Origin of the sequence: Enterobacter sp. J49 (assembly GCF_002148625.1) — a bacterium.
Classification (GTDB): domain Bacteria; phylum Pseudomonadota; class Gammaproteobacteria; order Enterobacterales; family Enterobacteriaceae; genus Enterobacter; species Enterobacter ludwigii.
The window spans coordinates 360,962-375,371 of the sequence record NZ_MWPY01000035.1 but is presented as its reverse complement, the minus strand read 5'-3'; the positions used below and the strand labels follow the sequence as shown (position 1 = coordinate 375,371).

Annotated in this window: 12 protein-coding genes; 3 read left to right on the top strand and 9 right to left on the bottom strand. The window is 54.8% G+C overall.

Features of this window, described 5'->3' with window-relative positions:
• Positions 1-19: 19 nt before the first annotated feature.
• Complete coding sequence (gene rpiA / locus BJP35_RS18040) at positions 20-679, bottom strand: ribose-5-phosphate isomerase RpiA (protein WP_086463464.1); 660 nt, start codon at positions 677-679, stop codon at positions 20-22.
• 127 nt (positions 680-806) lie between these two features.
• Here rpiA and argP point away from each other — a divergent pair, with 127 nt between their 5' ends.
• Complete coding sequence (gene argP / locus BJP35_RS18035) at positions 807-1,700, top strand: DNA-binding transcriptional regulator ArgP (RefSeq protein ID WP_008499727.1); 894 nt, start codon at positions 807-809, stop codon at positions 1,698-1,700.
• A 47-nt stretch (positions 1,701-1,747) separates the two neighbouring features.
• On the opposite strand, the gene BJP35_RS18030 is transcribed toward argP, so the two are convergent.
• From BJP35_RS18030 to tkt, 7 genes are all read right to left on the bottom strand, one after another.
• On the bottom strand, positions 1,748-2,488 hold the full coding sequence (locus tag BJP35_RS18030) for an oxidative stress defense protein (RefSeq protein WP_025203272.1): 741 nt from the start codon (positions 2,486-2,488) through the stop codon (positions 1,748-1,750).
• A 91-nt stretch (positions 2,489-2,579) separates the two neighbouring features.
• On the bottom strand, positions 2,580-3,215 hold the full coding sequence (gene argO / locus BJP35_RS18025) for an arginine exporter ArgO (RefSeq protein ID WP_014171533.1): 636 nt from the start codon (positions 3,213-3,215) through the stop codon (positions 2,580-2,582).
• A gap of 146 nt (positions 3,216-3,361) precedes the next feature.
• Positions 3,362-4,216: a small-conductance mechanosensitive channel MscS gene (gene mscS / locus BJP35_RS18020; RefSeq protein WP_014171534.1), complete on the bottom strand. Its 855-nt coding sequence runs from the start codon at positions 4,214-4,216 to the stop codon at positions 3,362-3,364.
• Positions 4,217-4,402: 186 nt separating this feature from the next.
• On the bottom strand, positions 4,403-5,482 hold the full coding sequence (fbaA, locus tag BJP35_RS18015) for a class II fructose-bisphosphate aldolase (RefSeq protein WP_014171535.1): 1,080 nt from the start codon (positions 5,480-5,482) through the stop codon (positions 4,403-4,405).
• Positions 5,483-5,573: 91 nt separating this feature from the next.
• On the bottom strand, positions 5,574-6,737 hold the full coding sequence (gene pgk, locus BJP35_RS18010) for a phosphoglycerate kinase (RefSeq protein ID WP_020883716.1): 1,164 nt from the start codon (positions 6,735-6,737) through the stop codon (positions 5,574-5,576).
• 49 nt (positions 6,738-6,786) lie between these two features.
• On the bottom strand, positions 6,787-7,806 hold the full coding sequence (gene epd / locus BJP35_RS18005; protein ID WP_014171537.1) for an erythrose-4-phosphate dehydrogenase: 1,020 nt from the start codon (positions 7,804-7,806) through the stop codon (positions 6,787-6,789).
• 381 nt (positions 7,807-8,187) lie between these two features.
• A complete protein-coding gene (tkt, locus tag BJP35_RS18000; protein ID WP_020883715.1) occupies positions 8,188-10,179 on the bottom strand; it encodes a transketolase in 1,992 nt (663 codons plus the stop codon).
• 272 nt (positions 10,180-10,451) lie between these two features.
• Between tkt and BJP35_RS17995 the strand changes: the two genes are divergently transcribed.
• Together BJP35_RS17995 and BJP35_RS17990 are read left to right on the top strand one after the other, a co-directional pair.
• Positions 10,452-11,210, top strand: a complete 759-nt coding sequence (locus BJP35_RS17995; RefSeq protein ID WP_020883714.1) for a M48 family metallopeptidase — start codon at positions 10,452-10,454, stop codon at positions 11,208-11,210.
• Positions 11,211-11,430: 220 nt separating this feature from the next.
• Entirely contained in the window at positions 11,431-12,699 is a 1,269-nt protein-coding gene (locus BJP35_RS17990; protein WP_086463463.1) for an OprD family outer membrane porin, read from the top strand.
• Between the two features lie 59 nt (positions 12,700-12,758).
• On the opposite strand, the gene BJP35_RS17985 is transcribed toward BJP35_RS17990, so the two are convergent.
• The gene (locus BJP35_RS17985; protein WP_086463462.1) at positions 12,759-14,399 is read right to left on the bottom strand and encodes a thiamine pyrophosphate-binding protein; all 1,641 of its coding nucleotides are present in this window, start codon (positions 14,397-14,399) and stop codon (positions 12,759-12,761) included.
• Positions 14,400-14,410 lie beyond the last annotated feature (11 nt).

The window sequence follows — 14,410 nt, the reverse complement described above, 5'->3', positions numbered from 1 at the left end:
GAGGCCTCCCCCCATCAGATCATTTTACGATGGTTTGCACGCCACCTGCCGTGCCGATCAGCGCGACATCCGCGCCACGGTTGGCGAATAACCCTACAGTCACTACGCCTGGAATACCGTTAATGGCATTTTCCAGCGCAATGGCGTCGAGAATTTCCAGACCGTGAACGTCGAGGATCACGTTGCCGTTATCAGTGATGACGCCCTGACGATATTCCGGGCGTCCACCCAGTCTCACCAGTTCACGCGCCACAGCGCTCCGCGCCATTGGGATCACTTCTACCGGCAGCGGGAATTTACCCAGGATATCAACCTGCTTTGACGCATCGGCGATACAGATGAATTTATCCGCCACAGAGGCGATGATTTTCTCACGCGTCAGCGCCGCACCGCCGCCTTTGATCATCTGCATATGGCCGTTGATTTCATCCGCGCCATCAACGTAGATGCCAAGACGGTCAACTTCATTCAGATCGAAAACGGTGATGCCAAGGCTTTTCAGCTTTTCCGTGGAAGCGTCGGAGCTGGAAACTGCGCCCTCGATCTGCCCTTTCATCGTGCCCAGCGCATCGATAAAGTGTGCCGCCGTCGAGCCCGTACCAACACCGACAATGGTACCCGGTTGCACATACTGGAGAGCGGCCCATCCTACTGCTTTTTTCAGTTCATCCTGCGTCATGATCGTTTAGCCTGTGGTGTGAAAACGTAGGCCGCATTATAGAACACGCCGGGTGGATTTCGTCTGCCACGAAGGGAAAATTGTGTCATAGTGCAGATTAAGCAAAATTAAGGAGTCAGCCAGAGCAATGAAACGTCCGGACTACAGAACACTACAGGCACTTGATGCAGTTATTCGTGAACGCGGTTTTGAGCGCGCAGCGCAAAAGCTTTGTATCACTCAGTCCGCCGTATCACAACGCATCAAGCAGCTGGAAAACATGTTCGGGCAGCCTCTGCTGGTACGTACCGTTCCACCGCGTCCAACGGAGCAAGGGCAAAAGCTCCTCGCCCTGCTGCGCCAGGTTGAACTGCTCGAAGATGAGTGGCTGGGTGACGAACAGACCGGCTCAACGCCGCTGCTGCTCTCGCTGGCGGTGAACGCCGACAGTCTGGCAACCTGGCTGTTGCCAGCCCTTGCGCCGGTATTAGCAGACTCCCCGATTCGCCTGAATCTGCAGGTTGAAGATGAAACCCGTACGCAGGAGCGCCTGCGTCGCGGTGAAGTGGTTGGGGCGGTTAGTATCCAGCCTCAGGCGCTGCCGAGCTGTCTTGTCGATCAGCTGGGCGCACTGGACTACCTGTTTGTCGGCTCAAAAGCGTTTGCCGAGCGCTACTTCCCGAACGGCGTCACCCGCGCCGCGCTGCTGAAAGCCCCTGCGGTAGCGTTCGACCATCTGGACGATATGCATCAGGCCTTCCTGCAGCAAAACTTCGATCTGCCGCCGGGCAGCGTGCCATGTCATATCGTGAACTCGTCTGAAGCGTTTGTGCAGCTCGCACGTCAGGGCACGACCTGCTGTATGATCCCGCACCTGCAGATAGAGAAAGAGTTGAAAAGCGGTGAGCTGATTGACTTAACGCCGGGGCTGTATCAGCGCCGGATGCTCTACTGGCACCGTTTTGCGCCAGAAAGCCGCATGATGCGCAACGTCACCGACGCGCTGCTGGCGTATGGGCATAAGGTGTTGAGACAGGATTAAGGAACAATTCCCCTCTCCTGACGGGAGAGGGGAATTGTGAAGACAGATTACTGCGCTTTTGCCGGCTCAGTCTGCTGACTTTGGGTCGGCTGCAGCTGGAACACCACATCAACCTGATCGTCGAACTGAATCGTCGGCTGCTCATAAGTTTCCTGAGCAGACACCGGCGCCGCGTCGGCCTTCATCATCCGTACCATCGGGCTTGGCTGATAATTTGAGACATGGTAACGCACGCTGTATACCGGACCGAGCTTACTGTTGAACCCGGACGCCAGCTGTTGCGCCTGATGGATTGCATCATCAATGGCGGCTTTACGCGCCTGGTCTTTGTATTTTTCCGGTTGCGCAACGCCCAGTGAGACGGAACGAATTTCGTTCAGACCCGCTTTCAGCGCGCCATCCAGCAGCGAGTTCAGTTTATCGAGCTGACGCACGGTCACTTCAACGGTGCGCACGGCACGGTAGCCTTTCAGGATGCTTTTACCGTTCTGGTAGTCGTAATCAGGCTGGGTACGCAGGTTGGCAGAGCTGATGTCTTTTTTAGCGACACCGTTCTGCTCCAGGAAAGAGAGATATTGCGCAACACGATCGTCAGCCTGCTTCTTGGCAGAAGCGGCATCTTTCGCGGCCACGTTCACTTCAATTGCCAGCGTTGCAACATCGGGTACCGCATCCACGCTTGCGGTGCCTGAAGTGACGATGTGCGGGCCATCAGGCAATTCACTTGCCTGCACCGACACCGCACCTAAACTCACTAATGCCGCCAGGGCCATCACTTTAAACTTCACTGTCATTCCTCCATGTTGCGAAGAGTGCCCAACAACAGGGCGCATGCCAGCAAGCTTAGCGGCTCTCGCTCAGTTGTCCATAAGACAACGCTTAGTTGAGCAATTCCTGAACATGATGAATCCCCTCTTTTGCCAGCTGAAAGGCAATAAACCACATCACCACGCCCACCAGCGTGTTGATGATCCGCTGGGCTTTAGCGGTACGCAGACGCGGGGCCAGCCATGCCGCCAGAATCGCGAGACCGAAGAACCACAGGAATGAGGCGCTGACGGTACCCAGGGCAAACCAGCGTTTCGGCTCAACGTCGAGCTGCCCACCCAGGCTGCCCAGCACCACAAAGGTATCCAGATAAACGTGCGGGTTGAGCCAGGTGACCGCCAGCATGGTAACGATAATCTTCCAGCGGCCCTGCTTCATGACCTCGGCGCTCGCCAGTTCGAGATTGCTGCTCATTGCCGTTTTCAGCGCCCCGAACCCATACCACAGCAGGAACGCTACCCCACCCCAGGTCACCAGCGCCAGCAGCCAGGGAGACTGCATCAGCAGCGCACTGCCGCCAAAGATTCCGGCGCAGATCAGCAGCAAATCGCTCACCGCGCACAGCAGGGCAATCATGAGATGATACTGACGGCGAATGCCCTGGTTCATCACGAACGCGTTCTGCGGGCCAAGGGGAAGGATCATGGCCGCACCTAATGCAAGACCTTGAAAATAATAAGATAACATGAATAAATTCTCAGCAAGTTGTCCTGGGAGCTGACTATACTGCGAGAATCTTATTAGAGGAAATTGATAATATTAATTGGTGATTAGTATTGCTAATAAAAAGGCCCGGTGGCGTTGCCGCTCACCGGGCCTCCTGAGGAAGAGGATTACTCGGCTTCTTTCTCGCGTTTAAGGTTCACGTCCATCTGTGGATACGGGAAGCTGATCCCGTTGGCATCAAAATCACGTTTGATACGTTCCAGAACATCCCAGTAAACGTTTTGCAGATCGCTGCTTTTGCTCCAGATGCGCACAACAAAGTTGATGGACGATGCCCCCAACTCGTTCAGGCGAACGGTCTGCTCTTTATCTTTCAGAATACGATCGTCGGAGGCAATGATATTGGCGATCAGCGATTTCACCTGATCGATATCAGAGTCATACGCCACGCTGATAATCAGCTCGTTACGACGCACCGGCTCGCGGGAAAAGTTAATGATGTTGCCCGCGATGATTTTCCCGTTCGGTACCACCACGATACGGCCATCAACAGTTCGCAGGGTGGTTGAGAAAATCTGCACCTGCAGTACGGTGCCGGCAATACCGCCCAGGTCAACGTACTCGCCAGAGCGGAACGGTCGGAAGGTTACCAGCAACACACCCGCTGCCAGGTTCGAGAGCGACCCCTGCAGTGCCAGACCAATGGCCAGACCGGCGGCACCGAGAACAGCAATCACCGAGGCAGTCTGTACGCCAACACGCCCCAGTGCAGCAATCAGCGTAAAGGCAATAATACCGTAGCGCACCAGTGCAGAGAGGAAGTCAGCCACAGTGGCGTCAATGTGACGCGCCAGCATCACGCGGTTTACGGCGTTTGATACGATACGCGCCACGATCATCCCGACGATGATGATGGCAATCGCCGCGACGATGTTAACGGCATAGCTCAGCAGCAGCGCCTGGTTGCGCACCAGCCAGTTACCGGCATTATTGATGCTGTCTACAACATCGAGTTGTTCCATTTAGTCTTCCTTTTGTTATCCCAAAACACAAAATCCATCCCCCATGGAGACAGGCAGGTCAGTAAAGGGTAAACAAAAAGGACCGGTTTTGCCAAACAGATCACATAAACGGGCCGGGCAGACCATTGAAAAAGCATAAAAAAAGGCCCGCATTCGCGGGCCTTCTGATGCTATGAGGAGCTTAAATTACAGAACGTCAACCGCGTTCAGTTCTTTGAAAGCCTGCTCCAGACGCGCCACCATGGAAGTCTGCGCAGCACGCAGCCATACACGTGGATCGTAGTATTTCTTGTTCGGCTGGTCTTCGCCTTTCGGGTTGCCCAGCTGGCCCTGCAGGTAAGCTTCGTTCGTTTTGTAGTACTGCAGGATACCGTCCCATGTTGCCCACTGGGTGTCGGTATCGATGTTCATTTTCACTACGCCGTAGCTTACGGAGTCTTTGATTTCCTGAGCAGAAGAACCGGAACCGCCGTGGAAGACGAAGTTCAGGCTGTTGTGCGGCAGGTTGTGTTTCTTAGAAACGTATTCCTGAGAATCACGCAGAATAGTTGGGGTCAGAACCACGTTACCTGGTTTGTAAACGCCGTGTACGTTACCGAAGGACGCTGCGATGGTGAAGCGTGGGCTGATTTTGCTCAGCTCGGTGTAAGCGTAATCAACGTCTTCTGGCTGGGTATACAGTGCAGAAGCGTCCATATGGCTGTTGTCCACGCCGTCTTCTTCACCACCGGTGCAACCCAGTTCGATTTCCAGGGTCATGTCCATTTTGGCCATGCGCGCCAGGTACTTAGAGCAGATTTCGATGTTTTCGTGCAGGGACTCTTCAGACAGGTCGATCATGTGAGAAGAGAACAGTGGCTTACCGGTCGCTGCGAAGTGTTTTTCACCCGCGTCCAGCAGACCGTCGATCCACGGCAGCAGTTTCTTCGCGCAGTGGTCAGTGTGCAGGATAACCGGAACACCGTAGTGTTCAGCCATCTGGTGTACATGGTGCGCACCAGAGATTGCGCCCAGGATTGCCGCGCCCTGAGGAACGTCAGTTTTCACGCCTTTACCAGCGATGAATGCTGCGCCACCGTTAGAGAACTGAACGATAACCGGTGCTTTAACTTTTGCAGCAGCTTCCAGTACGGCGTTAATGGAGTCGGTACCAACGCAGTTAACTGCTGGCAGAGCGAAGTTGTTTTCTTTAGCTACCTGGAACACTTTCTGAACGTCATCACCAGTGATCACGCCAGGTTTTACGAAATCAAAAATTTTAGACATGTTGCTTAGTCCTGTATCTTCGGCCGTTAGAAAAGGTGCGAGCTCTTAAAGCGCGCTGAAAATTGGGCAGGTTTCCCTGCCCTTGAATGGCTTACTTCTTAGCGCGCTCTTCGAGCATTGCTACTGCTGGCAGTACTTTGCCTTCCACGAACTCGAGGAATGCGCCGCCACCAGTGGAGATGTAGGAGATCTTGTCAGAAATACCGAACAGGTCGATTGCTGCCAGCGTATCACCGCCGCCTGCGATAGAGAACGCTTCGCTGTCTGCGATAGCGTTAGCAACGATTTCAGTACCTTTGCGGAAGTTCGGGAATTCGAACACGCCAACAGGACCATTCCACAGGATAGTTTTTGCGTTTTTCAGGATTTCAGCCAGTTTCTGTGCAGAAACGTCGCCCAGGTCCAGAATCTGCTCATCATCTTTGATGTCGTTAACAGATTTCAGGGTCGCAGCCGCTGTTTCAGAGAACTCAGTCGCGACGCGAACATCCGTTGGAACCGGGATATCGCAGGTGGTCAGCAGACGTTTTGCTTCGTCAACCAGATCCGCTTCGTACAGGGACTTACCGACGTTATGGCCTTGTGCCGCCACGAAGGTGTTCGCGATACCACCACCAACGATCAGCTGGTCAGCGATTTTAGACAGCGAATCCAGTACGGTCAGTTTGGTAGAAACTTTAGAACCACCAACGATTGCAACCATTGGACGAGCAGGTTCTTTCAGCGCTTTACCCAGTGCGTCCAGCTCAGCAGCCAGCAGAGGACCGGCACACGCGACGTCTGCGAATTTACCGATACCGTGGGTTGAAGCCTGCGCACGGTGAGCAGTACCGAAGGCGTCCATCACGAATACGTCACACAGAGCAGCGTATTTTTTGGACAGCGCTTCGTCGTCTTTCTTTTCGCCTTTGTTGAAGCGAACGTTTTCCAGAACAACCAGTTCACCGGCAGCGATGTCTACGCCGTCCAGGTAATCTTTTACCAGGCGAACCGGGTTGGACAGTTTGTCTTTCAGGTAATTAACAACTGGCAGCAGAGAGAACTCTTCATTGTACTCGCCTTCAGTTGGACGACCCAGGTGGGAGGTCACCATCACTTTAGCGCCCTGCTTCAGAGCCAGTTCGATGGTTGGCAGAGATGCACGGATACGCGCGTCGCTGGTCACTTTGCCATCTTTAACCGGTACGTTCAGATCAGCACGGATGAAAACGCGTTTACCAGCCAGATCCAGATCGGTCATCTTAATTACAGACATGGTGAATCCTCTCGTTGATTCTTAAAGTTTTGCAGACGCACGATGCGTCTTACCTGAAACCTTGAGCGGCCATTGCTAACGTGGTGTCGAGCATTCGGTTAGCAAAGCCCCATTCGTTATCACACCAGACCAGCGTCTTGATAAGGTGTGCGCCACTGACGCGCGTTTGAGTGCCATCGACAATGGCGCTGTGCGGGTCGTGGTTAAAATCTACTGAGACCAACGGTAATTCCGTATAGTCAACTATACCATGAAATGCCCCCTGTGCCGCTTTTTGCAGCAACAGGTTGACTTCACAGGCTTTTACCGGTTTTTTCACCGTCACGCTCAGGTCAATTGCGGTGACGTTAATCGTCGGTACACGTACGGCAATTGCTTCAAAACGATCATTAAACTGCGGGAAAAAACGGGTGATACCTGCCGCCAGTTTTGTGTCCACCGGAATGATTGACTGGCTCGCGGCTCGCGTGCGTCGTAAGTCCGGATGGTAGGCGTCAATCACCTGTTGATCGTGCATCGCTGAATGAATCGTGGTTACAGTGCCGGATTCAATGCCATACGCATCGTCTAACAGTTTGATGACCGGAATAATGCAGTTGGTGGTGCAGGAGGCGTTGGAAACAATGCGGTGTTCGGCTTGCAGCTCATGCTGATTCACGCCAAATACGACGGTCGCGTCGAGGTCGTTGCTGCCAGGATGGGAAAACAGGACTTTTTTCGCACCTGCTGTCAGATGCGCTTCGCCATGCTCGCGGTTACCGTATACGCCAGTACAGTCAAGTACGATATCCACACCCAGTTCACGCCACGGTAGCCCGGCAATACTGCTCTCATGCAGCACGCGGATGGCATCGTCGCCGACAAACAGCTGATCTCTTTCCTGGCGAACATCCCAGGCAAAGCGTCCGTGGCTGGTGTCATATTTCAACAAATGCGCCATGCCCGCAGCATCCGCCAGTTCGTTGATAGCCACCACGGTTATTTCCGCCCGACGCCCGGATTCATATAAAGCACGAACCACGTTACGCCCGATGCGACCGAAGCCATTAATCGCTACGCGTACGGTCATAGATCTCCTGCAAAGCTATCCCTGAGTTTGAGGTGGCTGAAAGAGTAATCCAGCTACGCCCGAAGGGGAATCCTTGCTGTCACAAACTGCGATTGATTGGTCAATTGTCGAACATTTAATCGACTGAAACGCTTCAGCTAGAATAAGCGAATCAGTGAATAAAAGGAATGTCTGTCCAGAGCAATAAGCGCGCTATATGACTTGCGTCACATTTTGGATGGAATAATTCACAGGAACGTTACATGTTTGAGGAATAGTGGACATATAAGGCGGATAGCGTGAAAAAACAAAACGGTAACCCAAAGGTTACCGTTTAGGGTGTTTGCGCCCTCTTCTCAGTGAGAGCATGGACAGGGGCTCGCTCCCCTCCCCTACAAACAATTACAGCAGTTCTTTTGCTTTCGCGACAACGTTTTCAACGGTGAAGCCGAACTCTTCGAACAGCAGCTCTGCCGGAGCAGATTCACCGAAGGTGGTCATGCCGACGATTGCGCCGTTCAGGCCCACATATTTGAACCAGTAGTCAGCGATACCTGCTTCTACTGCCACGCGCGCGGTAACGGCTTTAGGCAGTACGGATTCGCGGTAGGCGGCATCCTGCTTGTCGAACGCATCGGTAGACGGCATGGAAACCACGCGCGCTTTAACGCCTTCGGCAGACAGTTTTTCCCATGCGGCAACAGCCAGCTCAACTTCAGAACCGGTCGCGATGAAGATCAGCTCTGGCTGACCCGCGCAATCTTTCAGCACGTAACCACCACGGGCGATGTTCGCCAGCTGCTCTGGAGTACGCTCCTGCTGTGCCAGGTTCTGACGGGAGAGGATCAGTGCAGTTGGACCGTCCTGACGCTCAACACCGTATTTCCACGCCACGGCGGACTCAACCTGGTCACATGGACGCCATGTGCTCATGTTTGGCGTCACGCGCAGGGAAGCCACCTGCTCTACCGGCTGGTGAGTTGGACCATCTTCGCCCAGACCGATGGAGTCGTGGGTGTAGACCATCACCTGACGCTGTTTCATCAGCGCAGCCATACGCACGGCGTTACGCGCGTACTCGACAAACATCAGGAAGGTAGAGGTGTACGGCAGGAAACCACCGTGCAGGGAGATACCGTTCGCAATCGCAGTCATACCGAATTCACGCACACCGTAGTGGATGTAGTTACCTGCAGTGTCTTCGTTGATTGCTTTAGAACCAGACCAGATTGTCAGGTTAGATGGCGCCAGGTCAGCGGAGCCGCCCAGGAATTCTGGCAGCAGCGGACCGAACGCTTCAATCGCATTTTGAGAGGCTTTACGGCTGGCGATTTTGGATGGGTTCGCCTGCAGTTTAGCAATGAACTCGTTCGCTTTGGCGTCGAAGTCAGACGGCATGTCACCCTTCATACGACGGGTAAATTCAGCCGCTTCCTGTGGGAAGGCTTTCGCATAGGCAGCGAACTTCTCGTTCCATGCGGATTCTTTCGCCTGACCCACTTCTTTAGCATCCCACTGCGCGTAAATTTCAGATGGGATTTCGAAAGCAGGATATTTCCAGCCCAGCGCTTCGCGCGTCAGTGCGATTTCCGCGTCGCCCAGTGGCGCACCGTGGGAATCGTGGGTACCCGCTTTGTTTGGAGAACCGAAACCAATGATGGTTTTGCACATCAGCAGTGACGGCTTGTCCGTCACTGCGCGCGCTTCTTCTACTGCACGTTTAATCGAGTCAGCATCGTGACCGTCAACGCCACGCACAACGTGCCAGCCGTAAGCTTCGAAACGCTTCGCGGTGTCGTCAGTGAACCAGCCTTCAACGTGACCGTCGATGGAGATGCCGTTGTCGTCATAGAACGCAACCAGTTTGCCCAGCTTCAGGGTACCTGCCAGGGAGCACACTTCGTGAGAAATGCCTTCCATCATGCAGCCGTCGCCCATGAATGCGTAGGTGAAGTGGTCAACAATGTCATGACCTGGACGGTTGAACTGCGCGGCCAGGGTTTTCTCGGCAATCGCCATACCCACCGCGTTAGCAATACCCTGACCCAGCGGGCCGGTGGTGGTTTCTACACCTGCGGTGTAACCCACTTCCGGGTGACCTGGCGTTTTGGAGTGCAGCTGGCGGAAGTTTTTCAGCTCTTCAATTGGCAGATCGTAGCCAGTGAGGTGCAGCAGGCTATAGATCAGCATTGAGCCGTGGCCATTAGACAGCACGAAACGGTCGCGGTCAGCCCAGGAAGGGTTCTGCGGGTTGTGGTTCAGGAAATCGCGCCACAGGACTTCGGCGATATCAGCCATCCCCATAGGGGCGCCCGGGTGGCCGGATTTGGCTTTCTGTACTGCGTCCATGCTCAGCGCACGAATAGCATTAGCAAGCTCTTTACGTGAGGACATTTTAACTCCAGATCGGACTGTTAAAGGCCATGCCCTTGACGACAGCGCGTTTTGGGCTACGCCGGAAAAAAGTGCCAACAATGTAACCCAAGCGGCATGTCATGTACATGGAGCATTCTTTTGCAGCTTAAGAAATCTCTGGATCATGCTCGCATGTTGCGCAATCTGCTCGCCCGGCCCCGTAGATATTCCTTATACTTAGCCCGACCCCGGCTTCGTTGCCGGTGCACTTTTCAGATTTTATTCAGATTAACGAGTACGGAAGCGACATCATGAAAATGCGTGCAATAGTGCTGGCCCTGGGTACAACGCTCCTGCTGAGCGGCTGTCAGAATATGGATTCTAACGGCCTGATGTCCTCAGGCGCAGAAGCCTTTCAGGCCTACTCCCTGAGCGACGCACAGGTTAAAGCGCTGAGCGACCAGGCCTGTAAAGATATGGACGGAAAAGCCACGCTTGCCCCGGCCAATAGTACCTACACGCAGCGTCTGAATAAGATAGCCTCCGCGCTGGGTGATAACATTAATGGCCAGCCGGTGAACTATAAGGTGTACATGGCCAAAGATGTAAACGCCTTCGCGATGGCGAACGGCTGCATCCGCGTTTACAGCGGGCTGATGGATATGATGACCGACAACGAAGTTGAAGCGGTTATCGGCCATGAAATGGGCCACGTTGCACTTGGCCACGTGAAGAAAGGCATGCAGGTTGCGTTAGGCACTAACGCCATCCGCGCCGCGGCGGCGTCTACGGGCGGTATCGTCGGCAGCCTGTCACAGTCGCAGCTTGGCGATGTGGGTGAAAAGCTGGTTAACTCTCAGTTCTCGCAGCGTCAGGAATCCGAAGCGGATGACTACTCCTACGATCTGTTGCGCAAACGTGGCATTAATCCATCAGGTTTAGCCACCAGCTTCGAAAAACTGGCCAAACTGGAAGCCGGTCGCCAGAGCTCCATGTTTGATGACCACCCGGCATCAGAAGAGCGCGCACAGCATATTCGCGACCGTATGGCCGCAGACGGAATTAAATAATTCGAAAGGAGGCATATTTGCCTCCTTTTTATTTCGCATGAATTGTTAATTTAACCGCACATATCGGTAATAGTACTTTAGTACCTTTCTAAGCCGCGCAAACACTGGCTTATCGCCCTGAAACGTCTCGTCACATAATTATTGCAATCATTTACCATTCGGGTAATTATCGAGCTCGCAGTAATTCAATTTACAATATTAAGACAGAGACGTTCCCTCCGTGAAAAAAGAATTATCATTAATTGCGTTAAGTTTATTCGCCGCATTACCCGCCGTTGCAAGCCAGCAATCCGACAGCAAAGGGTTTGTTGACGACAGCCATTTAGATCTGTTTTTACGCAATGCGTATATCAGTCGTGATTATCATCAGGGCCAGCAGGACAAAGCCGAATGGGGTCAGGGCATCGTTGCCACGTTTGAATCCGGCTATACCGAAGGGCTGGTTGGCTTTGGTGTGGACGGCATTGCCCAGTATGGCGTGCGTCTGGACGGCGGTCGTGGAAAGAGCGGCGCGGGCGGCATTGACTTCTTTAAACAGGAAGACGATGGCCGGGCTAAATCCGATCTGGCGAAATTTGGCGCCACAGCAAAAATGCGTATCTCCAATACCGTGCTGAGCTACGGTAACCAGCGTCCGGAATTACCGATTGTTAATGCCGACAATTCCCGTCTGCTGTTTGAAAGCTTTACCGGCACCATGCTGACCTCAAAAGAGATCGTGGGTCTGGAAGTGAACGCCGGTTACTTCACCGATGAGCAGCGCAAAAGTGACGACCGCCACGACAGTGGCCTGAAGAGCCTCTCCTTCGGCGGTGCGAGCTACCAGTTCAACGACCAGTTCAGCGGTGCGCTGTATGCCTCTCATGTGGAAGAGGTGATGAACAAGCAGTACCTGGGAATGAACTTCAAACAGCCGTTCAGCACCGGGCAACAGCTGGTGCTCGATTTCAACGGCTATAACTCACGCCTGGATCAGCGCTACGCAGACAGCCTTGATACCGGACGCAGCAATAGCATCTGGAGCCTGGCGGCAAGCTACATCTGGGATATTCATACCTTCAAGGTGGCGTATCAGCAGAGCAGCGGCAGCACCGGCTATCACTATGGCAGCTATCGCGATCAGGGTGGCGTAGGTGACGGCGGCAATACCATCTGGCTGGCGAACTCCTACTGGTCTGATTTCAACGGCGAAGACGAGCGCTCCTGGCAGGCTTCTTACGCGCTGGACTTCGGCGGTCTGGGCTTACCGGGTCTGAGCTGGACCACAGCTTACGTGCGTGGCGACAACATCAAGACCTCTGAAACCAGCAACGGTAAAGAGCATGAGTGGTTTAACCAGATCCAGTATCAGGTGCAGGACGGCCCGGCTAAAGATCTGAAACTGAAACTCCGTTACTCCGTCCTGCGCGTGTCCAGCAACGCCAGCGACTATAACGTGGGCGGGGATGAGATCCGCGCGTACGTGGAATACCCGTTTAACGTGTTCTGATTAAGCCCCTCACCCGCCCTTCTCCCTAAGGGAGAGGGCTGGAGTGAGGGTAAACACGCTTAGTACAACGTCTTCTGCGGCGGCCCGGCAAACTTCAGCGCGCCAATCTGTCCCATCCGCACTTCCACTACCGACGGTCCTGGCATGGCAAGCGCTTCGGTCATCACCGCCTCAAAATCCTCCGCCCGTTCGACGCTCCACGCCTGTAACCCCATCGCATGCGCCAGCTGCGTAAAGTCCGGGGTATGCAGCTCGTTATAATACTGACGCCCGCCGAAATACTTATCCTGAATGCCGCGCATGACGCCGTAACCGCCGTCGTTCATCACCAGCAGCGTCACGTTGGCCTTCTCCTGCGCCAGCGTTGCCATCTCGCCCAGATTCAGGCTTACGCCACCATCGCCCACCAGCCCCACCACTTTGCGTTGCGGGTTGGCAATCGCCGTGCCAATCGCCATCGGTAGCCCCATGCCGATGGCGCCTGCCAGCGAGTGAATGTTCATCAGCGGTCCGTTGGCGCGGAACAAACGGCTGCCCCACAGGCTTCCGGATACGGTGATATCACGGACCAGCAGGCCATCTTGCGGCAGCGCGTTCTCGATGGCGTCGTTGAGCTTCGCATAAGCACCGCACTGCTCACGCAGTCCCGCAACGGCTTTCGCCAGCGCCTGCTGCACCTGTGTATCCCACTGTGCATCGCCCCATTCACGCCCCTGCGCTTTAGCCGCCAGCGCGGTTAACAGCGCCGCGCAGTCCGCCACAAGGGTTGTGTCCATCAGATAGTTGCGGCTCGCCGCCGCGGGATCGATATCAATCTGGACGCGGGGATGCGGTAATTCAAGCGTCCACGAGCGGGTTTCGTTGCTGCGCAGGCGTGAGCCGGCGACCAGCGTAAAGTCGCACTGGGCGATCAACGCCTCAACTGACGGCGAGTTATGAAACGCCCGCAGGCTGGCGCGATGGCTGTCCGGCAGCACGCCGCGCGCGTGGGTGCTGGAGATAACCGTCACTCCCGCATCCGCCAGTTTTTTTACCGCATCAGCGCTACCGAGCGCTCCGCCCCCCAGCCACAGCAGCGGCTGTCTGGCCTGTTTAAGCTGCGCCCACAGCGTGTCGACCACTGTCGTATCAACTGCGGAAACCGACGTGGGTTTCACCGGAGCGGTGATCAGCGACACGGGGATTTTCGCCCCCTGAATATCAATCGGGATCTCCACGGAAACCGGCCCGCAGGGCGGAGTTTGCGCCTCCTGAATGGCCTTGTGAAGGATCGCTATCGCCTGGTTTGCGTTGCTGATGCGGTATGCCCGTTTTGAGCTGGCCTTCAGGAAGGTCAGCTGGTCGCGGGTTTCGTGGATAAAGCCGGTGTCGGCATCCAGCCAGGCTTTTTCCACCTGACCGGTGATGTGCAGCAGCGGCGTACAGGCATTCATGGCTTCCACCAGCGCGCCGACGGCGTTACCCGCCCCGGCGCCGGTACTGGTCAGCGCCACACCGAGCCCGGAAAAACGGCCGTGGGCATCGGCCATGGTGACCGACCCCGCTTCGCCACGTGCGGGTACAAAGCGAATATTCCCGCGCTGCCCTACCGCATCGGCGATGGGTAAATTGTGGATGGAGATGACGCCGTAGATGGCCTCAACCTGATACTGCTCCAGCGTTCTGGCGATGGCGTCGCCGACGGTTATCATTTCGCTCATTACTCACCCTT